Below are 16322 nucleotides of genomic sequence, written 5' to 3' on the forward strand. Positions count from 1 at the left end.
GCCGTGCGGGGTGGACGCGGACCAGGGGTGGGTGTTCATGACGTGGATCGCTGGCGTTCACCCGGCCAGCAGCAGGTGGGAGTCGCCGAACTCGTGCCACAGGTATCCCTCCCGCAGCGCCGCCTCGTAGGCCCGGGCCAGCGCCGTCCGCCCGGCGACGGCGGTCAGCATCATGAGGTGGCTGGAGCGCGGCTCGTGCAGCCCCGTGAGCAGGCCGGTGACGACGCGCACCCCGTCGTCGGGGGTGACGACGCGGCTGGTCCAGCCCGCCGACTCCGTGACCCGCCCGCGGGCGTCCACCGCGGTCTCCAGGGCGCGGACGACGGTCGTGCCGGCCGCGACGACCCGGCCGCCGTCGCGCCGGGTGAGGTTCACCAGGCGCGCGGTCGGCGCCGGCACCTCGTACCGTTCGGCGTAGGGCGGCTCGTCCTTCTCGGGAGAGGCGACGCCGGTGTGCAGGGTGACGGGCGCGATCCGCACGCCGCGCGCCACCAGCGCCGTCACGAGGTCGGCGCTGAACGGCCGGCTCGCGCTGGGCATCTCGGCGCTTCCGGGCACGGTGGCGAACACGGTCTGGTAGGCGTCGATCGGCCAGTCCCCCGCCACGTACGAGTAGCGGATCGGGATGCCGTGCTCGCGCAGGTACGCCTCCACGTCCCGGTCGAGCCGGGCCCGCCACAGCCGGGGCGTCTCCCGGCCGAGCAGCCGCAGCGTGGCCCCTCCGGGCAGCGGCAGCCACTCGCCGGGCTCCCCTCCCGCGTACGGCTCGGAGGCGGCGCTCGTACGGCGGCGCAGCTCGATGAGCCAGGTGCCGTCCTCGCGCGCGGTGGAGAAGTGGACGGCCAGCCGGTCGAGCCGGACGGCGGCGGGCAGCGTGGCGGAGTTGTTGACCACGACGAGGTCGCCGGGCGCGAGCAGGGAGGGCAGGTCGGTGAACCGGTGGTGCGCGGGCTCGTCGTCGCCGCGCGAGACGAGCAGGCGCACCCCGTCGCGGGCCAGGCCCCTGGCCTCGGGCGGCTCGTGCGCGGACAAGGCGTCGGGGAGGGCGAAGTCGAGGGGCGGGGTCATGGGAGGCTCACCCTTCCGGTCGAGGGTCGCGGTCACTGGAGGCTCACCCTTCCGCTGGCGGGACGGGACCTGACCAGGTCGCGTAGCGCGGCGGCGACCTTGGCGGGGTCGGTGGCGCCGCCGGCCTCCTGTTCGCCCACGGCGTCGGCCAGCATGCGGGTGTTCATCTCGCCGGGGTCCACCCACCAGACGGCCACGCCGGGCTCCTCGGCGGCCAGCACGTTGGACAACTGCTCCAGCGCGGCCTTGGTGGCGCCGTAGCCGCCCCAGCCGGGGTAGGCGCCCGTGGCGGCGTCGGAGGTGACGTTGACGACCGCGCCGCCGCGGCGGCGCAGCGCGGGCAGCGTGGCCTGGACGAGCGCGAGCGGCGCGGTGACGTTGGTCTCCAGCAGCAGCTTGAACGCCTCCAGCGGGTACGAGGCGAGCGGGGGCAGCGGCGTCGCCCCGAGACCGCTCGCGTTGTTGACGAGCAGGTCGAGCTCCGGCACGGCCAGCGACAGCCGCTCGACGTGGGCCGGGTCGGTCACGTCGCCGGCGATGGCGGTGGCGCCCAGCTCGGCGGCGACCCGGTCGAGGTCGTCCCGGCCGCGCGCGGTGAGCACGAGGTCCCAGCCGGCCTCCGCCAGCGACCGGGCCAGGGCCAGGCCGAGACCGCGGGAGGCGCCGGTGATCAGTGCGGTGTTCGTCATGTCTCGACGGTAGGAACGCCGCGCCCGTACGACATCGGGCCGCGGACCCGTCCGGGCCTGGGCACTTCGTCCTAGGACCATCGCGGGAGGACCGTCGGTGGGGGAACCCTAGAGTGGGTCTCGTGACGTCGGACCGCGAGGAGATCCTGCAGGCCGTGAGCGGTGCCGTGCTCGCGGTCACCCGGCACCTGTCGGTGCGCGAGGTGCTCCAGGTCATCGTCCGCTCAGCGCAGCGGCTGCTCGACGCCCGCTACGCCGCGCTGGGGGTGCCCGACGAGGACGGCTCGTTCGCGGAGTTCGTCGCCGAGGGGCTGACCGACCGGCAGTGGGACGCGATCGGGCCGCTGCCGCGCCAGCACGGCATGCTCGGCGCGATGCTGCGTGACGGGGCCCCGGTGCGGCTGCCCGACCTGCGCGACGACCCCCGCTTCGAGTGGTGGCCGAAGGCGCACCCGGTGATGAAGGACTTCCTCGGCGTGCCGATCCGCGACGGCGACGAGGTGCTGGGCATCGTCTTCCTGGCCAACAAGCGCACGCCGGGCGGTTTCACGGCGGCCGACGAGGAGCTGCTGACGCTGTTCGCGGCGCACGCGGCGATCGCGCTGACCAACGCCCGGCTGTACGAGCGCGGACGCGAGCTGGCCATGCTGGAGGAGCGCAACCGGATGGCGCGGGAGCTGCACGACGCGGTGACGCAGAAGCTGTTCTCGCTGCGGCTGACGGCCCAGGCCGCCGCGACCATGCTGGACAGCGCGCCGGACCGGGCGGCGGCCGAGCTGGAGCGCGTGCAGCGGCTGGCCGGCGAGGCGCTGGCCGAGCTGCGCGCGGTGATCGTCGAGCTGCGCCCGGCCGAGCTGGACCGCCACGGCCTGGCCGAGACGCTGCGCAAGCACGTACGGCTGCTGGACCGGCTGCACCCGGCGCGCGTGGTGTTCGACTGCGACGAGCCGCCGCCGCTCGACTCGGCCGTGGAGGTGGCGCTGCTCAGGGTGGCGCAGGAGGCGCTGCACAACGCGCTGCGCCACTCGGGCGCCCGCGAGGTGGCGGTACGGCTCGTCCACGCGGGCGGCAGGCTGTCCCTGTCGGTCTCCGACGACGGCGGCGGCTTCGAGCAGGGCGGTTCGCGCGGCCTCGGCCTGGTGTCGATGCGGGAGCGGGCGGAGTCGGTGGGCGGGGTGATGACCGTGGACTCGGCGCCGGGCCGGGGCACGACGGTCCGCGTGGAGGTGGGCGTGTGATCCGGGTGCTGATCGCCGACGATCATCCGGTGGTGCGGCAGGGGTTGCGCACGTTCCTCGACCTGCAGGACGACATCACGGTCGTGGGCGAGGCGGGCGACGGTGAACGGGCCGTCGAGCTGGCCGCGGAGCTGGTCCCCGACGTGGTGCTGCTCGACCTGCGGATGCCGGTGCTCGACGGGCTGGGCGCGCTGGAGCGGCTGGCCGGCTCGCCCGCCCGGGTGCTGGTGCTCACGTCGGGGAGCGACCGGTCGGACGTCGCGCCGGCGATGCGGGCGGGCGCGGCCGGGTTCCTCTACAAGGACGTGGACCCGTCGGCTCTGGCGCAGGCCGTGCGGGCGGTCCACGGCGGCCAGGTGCTGCTCGCGCCGGAGGCGGCCGAGGCCGTGCTCCGCGCGGGCGCGGACGCCCACGCGGGCGGCGGGGGAGGCGTGCCCGGGCCGGCGCCGCTGACCGAGCGGGAGCGCGAGGTGCTCGCGTTGATCGCGGCGGGCCGCTCCAACAAGGAGATCGCGCGGAGCCTCGCCGTGGCCGAGAAGACGGTCAAGACGCACGTGTCGAACGTGCTGATGAAGCTCGGCGTCCAGGACCGCACCCAGGCGGCCCTGTACGCCGTGCGTCACGGCCTGGCCTGATCTCCGGCGGCAGGGTTCAGGGGCGGTCGGGGGACGGCTCCAGGATGGCGTGGCAGCAGGCCACGAGCGCCCGCCGGACGGCACGATCGAGGTCGCGGAGGGCGGCGTCGCGGGTGGCGACCTGGCCCGAGGTGAGCCCGCCCTCCCCGGCCAGCCGCAGCACCGTGGCGAGCCGGGCGGCGAGCGCGGCGACGCGGTGGGCGCGGGGCGGATACCCCGGCGCCAGCTCGCCTCCCCTGGCGCCCAGCCGGTCGGGCCGGACGGGCGCGGGGCCGTCGACCATGGCGAGCGCGTCGGTGGCCGCGCGCATCGCGTCGGACAGCTCCCGCTCGGCCTCCGCCACCGACGGCAGGTCGTGCCGTACGGGCCCTGCCTCGTGGGCCGCCATCCGCACGCCCACGTACGACGAGCCGCGCCGGTCGGTGAACGGCACCAGCCCGAGGCGCCGCTCGGCCAGCACGGCGATGACCGCCTGGCGGGCCTCGACGGCCACGGCGTTGAACTCGGGGGGACCGGACAGCCCGAGCGGGTCGCCGGGCGCGGGCAGCGCGAGCCGGAACTCGCTCAGCCCGTCCCCGCGCAGCTCGGCCAGGTGCCGGCGCAGCGGGACCTCGCCGACGACGACGGGGCCGCCGGCGTTCTCGACCCGGTCGGCGACCTCGTCGAGGCCGACATGACCGGCGAGCCAGGCGTTGCCCCAGACGACCATGGCCCGGCAGACAGGCGATTCAGGGTGCACCGGTCCACGATATGCGCTCGCCCTGCAATAGGTTTGTCCCGAGCGTTCTCCTAAAGGAGGGATCCGGGGATGGGTGGTCAGGTGCTGCGGCTCCAGGACGTCGTCGTCAGGCGCGACGGAGCGGCCCTGCTGCGCGGCATCGACTGGACGGTCAACGAGGACGAACGGTGGGTGGTGATCGGGCCCAACGGCGCCGGCAAGACCACGTTGCTGCAGGTCGCGGCCACGCTGCTGTTCCCGACCGAGGGCGTGGTCGAGGTGCTGGGCGAGCGGCTCGGGCAGACCGACGTCTTCGACCTGCGGCCGCGGATCGGGCTGGCCAGCTCCGCGCTGGCCGAGCGCATCCCGCCGGAGGAGAAGGTCATCGACCTGGTGCTCACGGCCTCGTACGGGATCATGGGCCGCTGGACGGAGGAGTACGACTCCAACGACGTGACCCGGGCCGTCGAGCTGATCGACATGCTGGGGGCGGCGCACCTGATCCGCCGCCGGTTCGGCACGCTGTCGGAGGGCGAGCGCAAGCGGGTGCAGATCGCCCGCGCGCTGATGCCCGACCCGGAGATGCTGCTGCTCGACGAGCCCGCCGCGGGCCTCGACCTGGGCGGCCGCGAGGACCTGGTGCGCCGGCTGTCGGTGCTGGCCCACGACTACCGCTCGCCCACGCTGGCGCTGGTCACGCACCACGTCGAGGAGGTGCCGGCCGGGTTCACGCACGGGTTGCTGCTGCGCAACGGCTCGGTGGTGGCGTCGGGGGCGCTCGACGACGTGATGACGGCCGACAACCTGTCGCAGACGTTCGGGGTGCCGCTGACGCTCGACCGCAGCGCGGGTGGCCGCTGGTACGCGCGGGCCCTCTGACCTGGCGTCTCAGTCCGTGGGCAGTGGACCCCCGCGCTCCCGCGCGGGGGCGGGCCCTCTAGGCTCGGGCGGGTGATGTTCTGGGAAGTGGTCGCGGTCTGCGCGGCCGGTGTCGCGGCAGGAGCCATCAACGCGGTCGTCGGATCCGGCTCACTGATCACCTTCCCGACCCTGGTCGCCGTGGGCGTCGATCCGGTCGTCGCCAACGTGTCCAACAACATCGGCCTGGTGCCGGGCTCGTTCACCGCCGCCTACGGCTACCGCGAGGAGCTCAAGGGCCAGCGCGAGCGGCTGCTGCGGCTGGCTCCGGCCTCCTGCCTCGGCTCGCTCATCGGCGGGATCCTGCTGCTGTTCCTCGACCCGGACGTGTTCCAGGTCGTGGTGCCCGTGCTCATCGCGCTGGCGTGCGTGCTGGTCGTGGTCCAGCCCAGGCTCAACGGCTGGCTGGCGGCGCGCCGCGAGAATCCCCACCCGCACGGCGGGATCGCGCTCTGGCTGGGCGTGTTCGCCGCGGGCGTGTACGGCGGCTACTTCGGCGCGGCGCAGGGCGTGCTGCTGATCGGCCTGCTCGGCAGCTTCCTCGACGACGGCATCCAGCGGGTGAACGCCGCCAAGAACGTGCTGTCGCTGATCGTCAACGCCACCGCGGCCGTGCTGTTCTTCTTCATCGCGCACGTGGACTGGTGGGCGGTGCTGGCGGTCGCGCTGGGCGCCACGGCCGGCGGCTTCCTGGGGGCGCGGATCGGGCGGCGGATCCCGGCTCCGGTGCTGCGCGGCATCATCGTGGTGGTGGGGATCGTGGCGATTGTCAAACTGGTGTACGGATAAGCCACCTGCTTTCTGGGCATAAATCCGTACATGAAGGGTGATCGGGTGGAGATCGTCATCGATGCGGGGGGAACCCCGCGCACCTACGAAGTGGTCGCCACCCGCGCGGGCCGCCGCGTCGAGGTGGCCACGCGCCGGGGCCTGGTCGAGGTCAGCGAGGTCACGCGCGGCGGCACGGCCGTACGGACCGCGCGGTTCATGTCCAGCCGCATCCTCGCCCTGGTGGAGCACCCCGCCGACGAGAACTCCGCGCGGCGCTACGCCGGGGACGGGGAGGGCGAGGACTGACGGCGTGACGCGGCGGGACCGTCAGGTGGGACCGTCAGCGGAAGTCGGCGGCGTGGTCCTCCGCCCACTGGCGGAACGTCAGCGCCGGTCGGCCCAGGAGCCGCTCCACTGTGTCGGTGACCTTCTCCGGCGCGGCCACGAACGACTCCCAGCCGCGCAGCGCCGACTCCACGAAACCGGGGTCGCCCCACGCGCGGGTCAGCACCTCGCGGGCCTCCTCCGGCGGCATGTCCTCCCAGCGCACGTCGCGCCCGACCACCTCGCCGATGACGCGCACCTGCTCGGCCTGCGTCAGCCGCTCCGGCCCGGTGATCACGTATGCCGCCCCGGCGTGGCCGCCGGAGGTGAGCACGTGCGTGGCGACGGCCGCGATGTCCTTCTCGTGGATGAGCGAGCGGGAGGCCGCCCCGTACGGCCAGCGCACCACGCCCTGCCGGATCTGGTCGGCCCAGCCCAGCGTGTTGACGGCGAAGCCGCCGGGGCGCAGGAAGGTCCAGGTCATGCCGGTGCGCCTGATCAGCCGTTCGATCCGCTGGTGGAAGATCGTCGGCTCGTCGTCGTCACCGGCGCCCGGCACGTCCGCCGACAGGTAGACGACGCGGCGGGCGTGCTTGGCGACCGCCTCCACCACGGGCTCGGCCGTCTCGGCGGCGAACCCGGGCCAGACCAGGAAGACGGAGTCCACGTCGCGCAGCGCCGGCTCCAGCGTCTCCGGGGCGGTCAGGTCGCCAGCCACCACCTGGACGTTCTCGGGGAGCCTGGCCCGGGACGGGTCGCGCACCAGCGCGCGGACCGGGATCCCGGCCTGCGCGAGCTGGGAGACGACGTGTTTGCCGACGTTGCCGGTGGCGCCGGTCACGAGGATGTTGTTCATGCCCGCAACCGTAGAACCTCAAGCAAGGTTCAGATCAAGCCCGGCCGTACCTGGATGATGCCGTCCTTGCGCACCCGCGCCTCGAACGCCGGAGCGGGGGCCGTCGCCGGGCCGTGCTTGACCGAGCCGTCCTCCAGCCGGAACGTGCTGCCGTGCCACGGGCAGACCACGCAGATCTCGCCGTTCTCCGAGACCAGCCGGCCCTGGTGGAGCGGGCCCGCCAGGTGAGGGCAGCGGTCGGCGAGCACGGTGACGGCCTCGCCCCGCCGCAGCACGAAGAGCTGGATGTAGCCCAGCCGACGGGCGACCGGCCGGCCGTCGGGCAGGTCGCTGAGCCGGCACAGGTCGTGCCAGCCGAGCGGCACCAGGTGGGCCACCTGCGGCGCGTGGTTGGCGCCGGCCGCCTGCCGGTAGGCCATGTGGCCGCCCAGGTAGGCGCCGAGGCTGCCCACGCCGAGCCCGGTCCAGGTGAGGACGCGCCCGACGCGTTCGCGGCCGGCCATGCGGGTCGCCAGGGACGCGGTGAACAGGCCCAGCGCCGTCACGTTCGCCAGCATGTGGACGAATCCCACGCGCTGCTGCTCGCGGTGCAGCGAGGACCAGTCGGTCAGACCGGCGGCGGCCGTGGGAAGCGCGTTGCCGATGCCGACGGCGAGCAGCAGCCGGGCGGCCCGGCGGTCGATGGTCGTGAGGTCGAGTATGCCCGCCGAGGTCCAGCAGCCCAGGCTCACCATCGTCATCGGCGGGTGCAGGGGTTTGCCCAGGGGGACGCCGTGAAGGACGTCCCGCAACAGGCCGGGCCGGATCCGGTCGCGCACGGCCTTGGCCAGCCTCTGGATGGACCTGTCCATGGCCTTGGACTTCTCGAGCCGGTCGGCCAGGTCCAGCGGTCCCCCCAAAACGCGCATCTGCCTACGTCTCGGTCGTACTATCTCTTTCACGACAAGTCCCCTACCCCAGGGGTGAGGGCATCACTCGGACAGGTGACCTCTCGCGACGGACAGCTCGACCAGCTCCATGGCGTACGCGCCCAGCGACGGCGAGCCCTCCTCGATGAGCCGGACCTTCTCCTTGACCTGCGACGCCGTCACCCGGAACAGCGGCCACGTGCCGCCCTCGGTGTTGTGGTTGGCCAGGATCGGCGCGAAGCGGTCGAGCGCCTTGGCGAACCTCGCCTCGGGCGTCTCCCGCGCCTCGAACTCCTCCCACAGCGCCCGCATCGACGCCGCCTGGTCGGCCGGCAGCAGCGCGAAGATCCGCTCGGCGGCGGTCCGCTCGGCCTCGGCCTGCGCGGCCACCGCCACCGGGTCGTAGATGAACGTGTCGCCGGCGTCGATCTCCACGAGGTCGTGCACCAGGAGCATGGCGATCACCCGTTGGATGTCGGTGCCCGGTGGGGCGTGCTCGGCGAACACGAGGGCCAGCATGCCTACGTACCAGGAGTGCTCGGCGTCGTTCTCCCGCCGCGAGCCGTCCATCAGCAGGTTGCGGCGGATGACCCGCTTCAACTTGTCGATCTCGACGGCGAAGGCGATCTGGGCGGTCAGGCGGTCCTCTTCTGGTGCGATAGTCACGCGCGACACCTTAATGTGCGGTGATCACCCCAGTTGGCAAAATGGTGACCGGCACCCCGTTGAACACGGCATTTCCGGAAGGAAGATCGATCGCCGTTTCGTCCGTGAGGGCGTTCACGCTCACCCCGGCGTGCTCGGCGGCCACCGCCTGCGCGCTGCCCGCGTGTCCCCAGCCGTGGGGCAGCGAGACCACGCCCGGCATGATCGTGTCGGTCGGCTCCAGCGGCACCGTGAGCTCGCCCCGGGCCGAGCGCACCACGGCCGTGCCGTCCAGGCCGAGCCGGGACACGTCCACCGGGTTGATCTGCAGCGTGCAGGTGTTGCTCCCGCCCACCAGCGGCGCGACGTTGTGCATCCAGCTGTTGTTGGAGCGCAGGTGCCGGCGGCCGATCAGCACGATCTCCGGCGGCTCTTCCTCCAGCCGGCCGCGCAGCCGCTCGACGTCCTCCAGGAGCTGCGGCGGGGCCAGCTCCACCATGCCGGACGCGGTCCTGAGCACCTCGGGCAGGCGGGGCTCCAGCGGCCCGAGGTCCAGCCCGTGGGGGTGGTCGAGCAGCTTGCGCAGCGACAGGTCGCCCTTTCCGGCCCACACGCCGTACGGGCCGAGCCGCAGCATCAGGTCCAGCCGGCGCTCCGCGCCCGTCTCGCCGTCCAGCTCGGCCCGCAGCTCGGCCAGGTCGCGGCCCTCCACCCCGGACCCCGGCGTCTCCACCGCCCTGGCCAGCATCCCGCCGATGACGAACTCGTCCAGGTCGCCCTCCAGGCCCGAGGCGATCCCCGCGAGCCGCGACAGGATCAGCGCCTCCGACGGCCGGCCGTCCAGCGGCAGCGACGGCGGCGAGTACCGCGCGTAGTTGCGCACCGCCAGGCCGAGCAGCGCGAAGTCGTAGTGGCCCGACTGGAGCACGCGCGGCGGCGGCAGGATGACGTGCGCGTGCCGGGTGGTCTCGTTGAGGTACGGGTCGACGCTCACCATGAAGTCGAGCCCGGCGAAGGCCGCGTCGAGCCGGTCGCCGTGGGGCGCCGACAGCACCGGGTTGCCGGCCACGGTCACCATCAGCCGGATCTGCCCCTCTCCCGGCGTCTCGATCTCGTCGGCGAGGGTGGCGACGGGCAGCTCGCCGTTCGCCTCGGGCAGGCCGCGGACGCGGCTGCGCCACCGCCCCACCGTGTACGGCCGGCGCCGCCCGGGTGACTCGGTGGCCGCCTTGGGGAACATGGCGCCGCCCGGCCGGTCGAGGTTGCCGGTCAGCACGTTGAGCACGTCCACCAGCCACTGGGCCAGCGTGCCGAACTCGGCCGTGCAGGTGCCGATCCGGGCGTACACCGCGGCGGTGGGCGCCGCGGCCAGCTCCCTGGCCAGCCGTACGACGACGTCGGCCGGCACGCCCGTACGCCGGGCCACCGCCTCGGGCGGGAAGTGCTTGGCCGCCTCCCGCACCTCGTCCAGGCCGCCGACCGGCTGCGCGACCCGGGTCAGGTCCTCGGCGAACAGCGTGTGGACCAGGCCGAACAGCAGATAGGCGTCGGTGCCGGGCCGGACGAACACGTGCTCGTCGGCCAGCGCGGCCGTACGCGTGCGGCGCGGATCGACCACGACGAGCCGGCCGCCCCGCGCGCGCAGCGCCTTCAGCCGCCCCGGGAAGTCGGGCGCGGTGCACAGCGAGCCGTTGGACTCCAGCGGGTTGGCGCCCAGCATGAGCAGGAAGTCGGTGCGGTCCAGGTCGGGCACGGGGATGGCCAGCGGGTGACCGAACATCAGGCCGCTGGCCACGTGCTTCGGCATCTGGTCGGCGGTGCTCGCCGTGAACACGTTGCGGGTGCCCAGGGCCTTGATGAGCGGACCGCCGTAGAGGGATCCGGCCATGCTGTGGACGCTCGGGTTGCCCAGGTAGATGCCGAGCGCCTGCCGGCCGTAGGTCTCGACGACCCGGTCGAGGTTGGCCTTGACCAGGTCGAACGCCTCGTCCCAGCCGGCCTCGCGCCACAGGTCGCCCTCGCGGATCAGCGGCCGGCGCAGCCGGTCGGGGTCCTCGTCCAGGCGGCCCAGGCTGGCGCCCTTGGGGCAGATGAAGCCGCGGCTGAACGGGTCGTCCTGGTCGCCGCGGACACGGGTGACGTGCCCGCCCTCGTCCAGGGTCAACGTCAGGCCGCACACGGCCTCGCACAGGGGACAGGTCCGGTGGACGGTCGTCATCGCCGCTCCTGGGTTCGTGGACTGAACTCATCTTGGCTCGTACCGACCGGAGGGGGAAGCCCCGGAGCCCCCGCGATCTCCGGGGCTTCGGCCAGGGAACGCCCGGCGCGGTGGGCGCTCCCTGGGTTCATGGGACCCGCCGACTGGAGCGCCGCCGGGTCAGGCCGCCATCAGCGCCCGTTCGCGCGGGAGGAGATCAGGCGGCTCCTCGAGGTCGTGGCGGAGCGCGACCCAGGCCCGCCTGCCGTACAGGCGCTCAAGGCCGGGCGGCAGCGCGCCCGGCAGCTCCTCGCGCCGGACCACCTCGACCACCACGAGCTGGGCCCACCGGCGGTGCCGGTAGACGTTCGCGCTCCGCGCCCAGCACGCCGCGGCGATCTCCTCCGCGTACGCCTCGAACTCCGCGCCGCTGATGCCGGCCCTCGTGAGGATCAGCGCCTTCTCGCCGGTGCGCGTCGGCGTGATCCACAGCACCAGCGGAATCCGGCCGGAGCGGGTGTGCATGGTCGTCTCCAGGCAGGTCCGCTGGAGGCGGTGGCGGGAGACCACGCACCAGAAGTGCGCCACCGCCCAGTTGCGGCCCGTCCGGGTGACGGCCGGCGCGGAGACCGCCCCGGCCAGCACGGCGAACGGGGTCCAGTGGCCGCCCCGCACCGCGGCCGTCAGGATGAGCGCGACCAGGCCGAGCAGCGCGAGCAGCAGCAGCTCGGTGCGCCAGCGCCAGAGCCGGGCCAGGAGCCCGCCGCGGCCCGCGGCAGGCAGATCCTGGTTGGCGGGGTAGATCTGGTTGCGGGGGTTGCGCGGCATGCTCACGACACCTCCTCGGCCACCTTGGCGGGAAGCGTGAGCTGGTCGAACCGCGGGTCACGGTAGACGCGGCAGCCGAACCCGGCACGGTTCACGGTCCAGCCCCGCCGGTAGGCGAACTCGTCCGGCTCCATGCAGATCTCGCGGTCGGCCCAGGCGATGAGTTCCCGGATCCGGGACTTGATTCGGCTGAGTCCCTTGGTACCTTGTGGGTACATAGAAGACCCCCTTTCGCGGCATTACTCGAGGTGGCTTCTCAAGCCGGACTGCAGGCTGGTGACCGCGTCGTCGCAGGGTGGCAGCCCATATGCGGCGATCGGTGCCCGGCCTGGGTCCGGCTCTTCGGTGCTCCCCTGACCTGTGCTCTGTCGAGCGGCGCTCGTGGCGGACGGCCGGGCGGAGCTGTGTGCGCGGCGTTGTCTCAGACGGTTGCGGAACCCCTCCGGCAAGCGGCCTCCCTGGCGTAGATCTGCGGATCCGGGACGGCGCCGTTGCCGGTGGTGCGGCCCGCGTGGCCGCACGTGATCGGGTGGGAGGAGCCCTCGGCGCCGGGCCGTGTCGTGGTCATCCCGGCCTCCTCGTGCGCTCGATCTCCCTCCTGGCCTTGATGGTCCTCCCGGCATTCCTTGCTTGCAAGAGCTTGCGCAAGAGAAGATTTAGATTTCTTCGCACCTTGCCGGGTCAATTGCGATGCAAATTGCATGACAACGCGCTGTACTGCGGCTGTCACGCAGAGGCCGACGAATGTTGTGCGGTGACGGATGCAACTTGCAAGGTAAGATTGGGCGAACGGTCCACCCATCTCCGGTTTCGAAACGACACATCCGGTTACACCTTCCTTCCCGAACGAGGAGAGTGGACGGTGCCATCGCAACAGGGCAGCCCGACTGTCCGCAGGCTCCGGCTCGGCCAGGAGCTCCGCCTCCTTCGCGAGCGCCAGAAGCTCACCGGGTCCGCGGTGGCCGCGGAGCTCGGCTGGTCGCCCAGCAAGGTGAGCCGCATCGAGGCGTCCAAGACCATGCCCAGCGCCGAGGACGTCGAGTCCATGGCCAAGCTCTACCGCGCGGGCGAGGCGAAGCTTGACGAACTGTTCGGCCTGTTGCGAGACGCCGACCGCCAGGGGTGGTGGGAGGATTACCAAGACGCTCTGCCTGAGGAGTACACAAGATTCCTCGGGTTGGAGGCGGAGGCCGAACGCGAGCTCAACTGGGAACCCCAGCTGGTGCCGGGCCTCCTTCAGACCGAGGACTACGCCCGGGAGGTCATCCAGGCGGCTCGTGGCATCATCCGCTTCACGCACGGTGGTGTCCGCAGCCGGGTCGAGGCGCGTGTGGAACGGCAGCGGGCCGTGCTGCACCGGCCGGATCCGCCCATGGTGAGCTTCATCGTGGACGAGTCCGCCCTGATGCGCAGGTTCGGCGAGCCCTCGGTGATGCGGGCTCAGATGGAGCATCTCCTGGAGATCTCCATGCTCCCGCAGGTCAGCGTCCGCGTGCTCGCTCTGGAGGGTTTCCACCCGATCGGCACGGGGGCGTTCATCCATCTCCGCCCGGTGGGGCTCGACGACGTCGTGTACCTGGAACACCTGTACACGGCGCAGTTCGTCGAGGACCGCGGGCGGGTGGCCGGATACGAGACGGCGTTCGACGACATCGCCTCACATGCCTTGGACGAGGACGAATCACGTGTGCTCATCCAGCGCAGGGCGATGCACTGGCGCCGTTGACACAACGATCTAAGAGGGGGCAAAGGCGCCCTCTCCGCCCATCTGGGGAGAAGATGTTCATCGACACCACCACAATGCCCTGGCGCAAGAGCCGCTACTGCCAGGGCTCCTCGGGCTGCGTCGAGGTCGCGCCGCTGGCCGACGGCAACGTCGCGCTGCGGGACAGCAAGACCGAGGACGGTCCGGTGCTGGTCTTCACGCCGCAGGAGTGGGACGCCTTCACCGCGGGCGTCCGCGACGGCGAGTTCGACCTGACGGCGCTCGGCGCCGGCAGGTGAACGACGGCTTCGGCGAGTAGGTCCGGGGCCTCCCGCCGCTGAGGTCCCCGGACACGCGAACGGCCCGTGCCCCGTCGAGCGGGGCATGGGCCGTTTCGCGTACGAGCGTGGGGGCCTACGACACGACGGGGGTCGTGGTGCGGCGGCGTACGAGGAAGAGGGAGCTGATCCCGGCCAGGACGGCCAGGCCCGCGAGCGCGGCCGCCGTGGACATCGAGGCCGAGGCGTGGCCCTGGAGCGAGACGAACAGCGTCCCGACCGTCGAGACCCCGATGACCTGGCCGAGCTGCATGACGGTCAGCAGCGCCCCGCTGGCGTCGGCCGCGTACTCGTCGGCGACCTGTTCGGTGGCCAGGTTCGTGACGGCCACCTGCACGCCGAGCCCGGCGCCGATGAGGGCGCTCATGGCCGCGTACGGCAGGCCGCCCGCCGCCGCGAGCCCGAGGCCGACGTACGCCGGCGCGGCCACCACGTACCCGAACGGCACCAGCCGGCGCTGCAGCCGCGCGGGCAGGCGCGGCCAGCCCAGGCCGACCAGCGCGAACGCGAGGGCGCACGGCACGAGCATCATGCCGGAGGCCAGCGGCGTCAGGTGCAGCTCGCCCTGGAGGTGCAGGGCCGAGGTGAACAGGAACGCGCCCCAGGTCGCCGGCCCGAACAGCAGGACGCCCAGCCCGGGCCGCATGCCCGGGGCCCGCAGCACCGACGCGTCGACCAGCGGCCGGCCGCCGCGCGCGGTCACCCAGCGCTCGACCCGGACGAACACCACGAACATCACCACGCTGAGCCCCATGGAGATCCAGCCCCAGAGCGGCCAGCCCAGGTCCCTGCCCAGCACGAGCGGCACCACGAACAGCAGCACGGCCGCCGACAGGGTCACCAGGCCCGCCGGGTCGAGACCGGCGCGCCGGGCGCCGCCGGCGTCGGGCGGCAGCACCTTCATCCCCACGGCCAGCAGCAGCACGGCGATCGGCACCATCACGAGGAACACGATCCGCCAGCCCGCGCCCAGCCCGAGCAGGACGCCGCCCAGCGCCTGGCCGACCACGATGCCGCCGCTGATCACGGCCGACCACAGGCCGAGCGCCCGGCCCCGGGCCGCGCCCTGGTAGTTGCGCTGGATGAGCGTCATCACCTGCGGCATCATCAGCGCGGCGCCGGCGCCCTGGGCCAGGCGGAAGGCGACCAGCCACCCGGTGGTGGGCGCGAGGCCCGAGCCGAGCGTGGTGACGGCGAACAGGGCCAGACCGCTCAGGAAGGCGTTGCGGTAGCCGAACAGGTCCCCGACCCGGGCACCGGTGATCAACAGGACGGCGTAGACAATGGTGTAACCGGCCACGATCATCTGGAGCCCCGCGCCGGAGGAGTGCAGGTCCGCCCGGATGGTCGGCGTGGCCACGTTGACGATGTTGACGTTGAGGATGGCCAGGAACTGCCCCACCAGGATGACCGTGAGGAGCAGGCCGCCGGCCCTGGTCCGTTCCGGCTGTTGTACGGCCGGATCGGAGGGGGAAACGGCTGTTTGGGTCATGAGTCAAGGATGAGGGAATCCCGATACCAGTAACGAGAGCCTCTTTATACTGGTACTGGCACCACCTGGATCACCGGTGCCCGGCGGCCCATAGTGGAGACATGACGATGGCGGACACCAAGGAGACCAGGCGCACCGACCTCGCGGCGTTCCTGCGCACGAGGCGGGAGCGGATCACCCCCGAGATGGTACGGCTGGCCCCCGGCCCGCGCAGGCGCACCCCCGGTCTGCGGCGCGAGGAGGTCGCGCAGCTCGCCGGCGTGGGCGTCACCTGGTACACGTGGCTGGAGCAGGGCCGCCCCATCAACGCCAGCACCCAGGTGCTCGACTCCATCGCCCGCACGCTCAGGCTCGACAACGCCGAGTGGCAGCACCTCTACCGGCTGGCCGGCCACACCACGGGCGTGCCCAACGACGACACCACGCGCGTCACCCCGCAGCTCCAGGCCATCCTCGACCAGCTCTGCCCGATGCCCGCCTGCCTGGCCAACAGCCGCTGCGACGTGCTCGCCTGGAACGCCGCCTACGCCGCGCTGTTCCCCGAGGTGGTCGGCGCGCCCGACGGCGAGCGCAACACGCTCTGGCAGAGCTGCGTGGCCTCCCTGGCCTGCGTGCTGGTCAACCGCGACAAGGAGCTGGCCCGCGCGGTGGCCGTCTTCCGCGGCGCCTACAGCCGCCACGCCGACGACCCCTGCTGGCAGGACTTCGTGCGCCGGCTCAGCCGCGAGAGCCCCGAGTTCGCCCGCCTGTGGGCGCGCCAGGACGTGGCCGAGCCCGGACCGCGCGAGAAGACCTTCAAGCACGCCGAGATGGGCAGGCTCCGCTTCAGCACGGCCAGTTTCAACTCCTCGGCGGCTCCGGAGACCCGGATGATCGTCTACACCCCTGTGGACGACGTCAGCCGCGAGGCCGTCATCCGGCTCATGTCCCGCTGACCCCCGTCTTCCCCGTCTTCCCCGCCTTCCCTGTCTGACCGGCGCGCGCCGGTCCGT

19 protein-coding genes are annotated in these 16322 nt (G+C 72.8%); 8 read left to right on the forward strand and 11 right to left on the reverse strand.

All coding sequences use genetic code 11. The annotated features are described in order from the left end of the window. Positions 1–57: 57 nt before the first annotated feature. Entirely contained in the window at positions 58–1068 is a 1011-nt protein-coding gene (locus tag HT134_RS32240; protein WP_175604257.1) for an S-adenosylmethionine:tRNA ribosyltransferase-isomerase, read from the reverse strand. 32 nt (positions 1069–1100) lie between these two features. Next, positions 1101–1757, reverse strand: a complete 657-nt coding sequence (locus HT134_RS32245; RefSeq protein ID WP_175604258.1) for an SDR family NAD(P)-dependent oxidoreductase — start codon at positions 1755–1757, stop codon at positions 1101–1103. A 122-nt stretch (positions 1758–1879) separates the two neighbouring features. On the opposite strand from HT134_RS32245, the gene HT134_RS32250 reads away from it, so the two are divergent. Continuing rightward, positions 1880–2995, forward strand: a complete 1116-nt coding sequence (locus HT134_RS32250) for a GAF domain-containing sensor histidine kinase (protein WP_175604259.1) — start codon at positions 1880–1882, stop codon at positions 2993–2995. Beyond that, positions 2992–3630: a response regulator gene (locus tag HT134_RS32255; RefSeq protein ID WP_175604260.1), complete on the forward strand. Its 639-nt coding sequence runs from the start codon at positions 2992–2994 to the stop codon at positions 3628–3630. Before HT134_RS32250 ends, HT134_RS32255 begins: the two co-directional genes overlap by 4 nt. 16 nt (positions 3631–3646) lie before the next feature. Here HT134_RS32255 and HT134_RS32260 read toward each other — a convergent pair whose 3' ends face one another. Beyond that, positions 3647–4369 (reverse strand): Rv1486c family protein, encoded by a 723-nt coding sequence (locus HT134_RS32260; RefSeq protein ID WP_512698720.1) that lies wholly within the window; start codon positions 4367–4369, stop codon positions 3647–3649. A gap of 69 nt (positions 4370–4438) precedes the next feature. On the opposite strand from HT134_RS32260, the gene HT134_RS32265 reads away from it, so the two are divergent. From HT134_RS32265 to HT134_RS32275, 3 genes are all read left to right on the forward strand, one after another. Further along, the gene (locus HT134_RS32265; protein WP_175604261.1) at positions 4439–5227 is read left to right on the forward strand and encodes an ABC transporter ATP-binding protein; all 789 of its coding nucleotides are present in this window, start codon (positions 4439–4441) and stop codon (positions 5225–5227) included. 75 nt (positions 5228–5302) lie between these two features. Then, positions 5303–6055, forward strand: a complete 753-nt coding sequence (locus tag HT134_RS32270; RefSeq protein ID WP_217708680.1) for a sulfite exporter TauE/SafE family protein — start codon at positions 5303–5305, stop codon at positions 6053–6055. Between the two features lie 30 nt (positions 6056–6085). Then, positions 6086–6343: a DUF8836 family protein gene (locus tag HT134_RS32275; RefSeq protein ID WP_175604263.1), complete on the forward strand. Its 258-nt coding sequence runs from the start codon at positions 6086–6088 to the stop codon at positions 6341–6343. Between the two features lie 34 nt (positions 6344–6377). Here HT134_RS32275 and HT134_RS32280 read toward each other — a convergent pair whose 3' ends face one another. From HT134_RS32280 to HT134_RS32310, 7 genes are all read right to left on the reverse strand, one after another. Then, complete coding sequence (locus tag HT134_RS32280) at positions 6378–7217, reverse strand: NAD(P)H-binding protein (RefSeq protein WP_175604264.1); 840 nt, start codon at positions 7215–7217, stop codon at positions 6378–6380. A gap of 29 nt (positions 7218–7246) precedes the next feature. Further along, positions 7247–8125, reverse strand: a complete 879-nt coding sequence (locus tag HT134_RS32285; RefSeq protein WP_175604265.1) for a Rieske (2Fe-2S) protein — start codon at positions 8123–8125, stop codon at positions 7247–7249. A gap of 63 nt (positions 8126–8188) precedes the next feature. Next, on the reverse strand, positions 8189–8800 hold the full coding sequence (locus HT134_RS32290; protein ID WP_175604266.1) for an HD domain-containing protein: 612 nt from the start codon (positions 8798–8800) through the stop codon (positions 8189–8191). A gap of 1 nt (position 8801) precedes the next feature. After that, complete coding sequence (locus tag HT134_RS32295; protein WP_175604267.1) at positions 8802–10988, reverse strand: molybdopterin-dependent oxidoreductase; 2187 nt, start codon at positions 10986–10988, stop codon at positions 8802–8804. A 159-nt stretch (positions 10989–11147) separates the two neighbouring features. Continuing rightward, a complete protein-coding gene (locus tag HT134_RS32300) occupies positions 11148–11801 on the reverse strand; it encodes a hypothetical protein (protein ID WP_175604268.1) in 654 nt (217 codons plus the stop codon). Further along, a complete protein-coding gene (locus HT134_RS32305) occupies positions 11798–12013 on the reverse strand; it encodes a hypothetical protein (protein WP_175604269.1) in 216 nt (71 codons plus the stop codon). Before HT134_RS32305 ends, HT134_RS32300 begins: the two co-directional genes overlap by 4 nt. Positions 12014–12216: 203 nt before the next feature. Further along, a complete protein-coding gene (locus HT134_RS32310) occupies positions 12217–12363 on the reverse strand; it encodes a hypothetical protein (RefSeq protein ID WP_175604270.1) in 147 nt (48 codons plus the stop codon). 294 nt (positions 12364–12657) lie between these two features. Here HT134_RS32310 and HT134_RS32315 point away from each other — a divergent pair, with 294 nt between their 5' ends. Both HT134_RS32315 and HT134_RS32320 read left to right on the forward strand, forming a co-directional pair. Further along, positions 12658–13521 (forward strand): helix-turn-helix domain-containing protein, encoded by an 864-nt coding sequence (locus HT134_RS32315; protein WP_175604271.1) that lies wholly within the window; start codon positions 12658–12660, stop codon positions 13519–13521. Between the two features lie 53 nt (positions 13522–13574). Further along, positions 13575–13799, forward strand: coding sequence for a DUF397 domain-containing protein (locus tag HT134_RS32320; protein ID WP_175604272.1), 225 nt, complete (start codon positions 13575–13577; stop codon positions 13797–13799). Positions 13800–13914: 115 nt separating this feature from the next. Here HT134_RS32320 and HT134_RS32325 read toward each other — a convergent pair whose 3' ends face one another. Then, on the reverse strand, positions 13915–15330 hold the full coding sequence (locus tag HT134_RS32325) for an MFS transporter (RefSeq protein ID WP_175604273.1): 1416 nt from the start codon (positions 15328–15330) through the stop codon (positions 13915–13917). 101 nt (positions 15331–15431) lie between these two features. On the opposite strand from HT134_RS32325, the gene HT134_RS32330 reads away from it, so the two are divergent. Then, positions 15432–16265 carry a helix-turn-helix transcriptional regulator gene (locus HT134_RS32330; RefSeq protein ID WP_246366013.1) on the forward strand — a complete coding sequence of 278 codons (834 nt, stop codon included), beginning with the start codon at positions 15432–15434 and terminating at the stop codon, positions 16263–16265. Positions 16266–16322 lie beyond the last annotated feature (57 nt).

The organism is Nonomuraea rhodomycinica, assembly GCF_013363995.1.
Lineage (GTDB): Bacteria > Actinomycetota > Actinomycetes > Streptosporangiales > Streptosporangiaceae > Nonomuraea > Nonomuraea rhodomycinica.

Excerpts from the sequence above, each read along its gene's own strand:
- HT134_RS32240 (WP_175604257.1), bottom strand. The coding sequence starts at position 1,068 with ATGACCCCGCCCCTCGACTTCGCCCTCCCCGACGCCTTGTCCGCGCAC.
- HT134_RS32245 (WP_175604258.1), bottom strand. The coding sequence starts at position 1,757 with ATGACGAACACCGCACTGATCACCGGCGCCTCCCGCGGTCTCGGCCTG.
- HT134_RS32265 (WP_175604261.1), top strand. The coding sequence starts at position 4,439 with ATGGGTGGTCAGGTGCTGCGGCTCCAGGACGTCGTCGTCAGGCGCGAC.
- HT134_RS32270 (WP_217708680.1), top strand. The coding sequence starts at position 5,303 with ATGTTCTGGGAAGTGGTCGCGGTCTGCGCGGCCGGTGTCGCGGCAGGA.
- HT134_RS32275 (WP_175604263.1), top strand. The coding sequence starts at position 6,086 with ATGAAGGGTGATCGGGTGGAGATCGTCATCGATGCGGGGGGAACCCCG.
- HT134_RS32280 (WP_175604264.1), bottom strand. The coding sequence starts at position 7,217 with ATGAACAACATCCTCGTGACCGGCGCCACCGGCAACGTCGGCAAACAC.
- HT134_RS32285 (WP_175604265.1), bottom strand. The coding sequence starts at position 8,125 with ATGCGCGTTTTGGGGGGACCGCTGGACCTGGCCGACCGGCTCGAGAAG.
- HT134_RS32295 (WP_175604267.1), bottom strand. The coding sequence starts at position 10,988 with ATGACGACCGTCCACCGGACCTGTCCCCTGTGCGAGGCCGTGTGCGGC.
- HT134_RS32305 (WP_175604269.1), bottom strand. The coding sequence starts at position 12,013 with ATGTACCCACAAGGTACCAAGGGACTCAGCCGAATCAAGTCCCGGATC.
- HT134_RS32310 (WP_175604270.1), bottom strand. The coding sequence starts at position 12,363 with ATGACCACGACACGGCCCGGCGCCGAGGGCTCCTCCCACCCGATCACG.
- HT134_RS32320 (WP_175604272.1), top strand. The coding sequence starts at position 13,575 with ATGTTCATCGACACCACCACAATGCCCTGGCGCAAGAGCCGCTACTGC.
- HT134_RS32325 (WP_175604273.1), bottom strand. The coding sequence starts at position 15,330 with ATGACCCAAACAGCCGTTTCCCCCTCCGATCCGGCCGTACAACAGCCG.
- HT134_RS32330 (WP_246366013.1), top strand. The coding sequence starts at position 15,432 with ATGACGATGGCGGACACCAAGGAGACCAGGCGCACCGACCTCGCGGCG.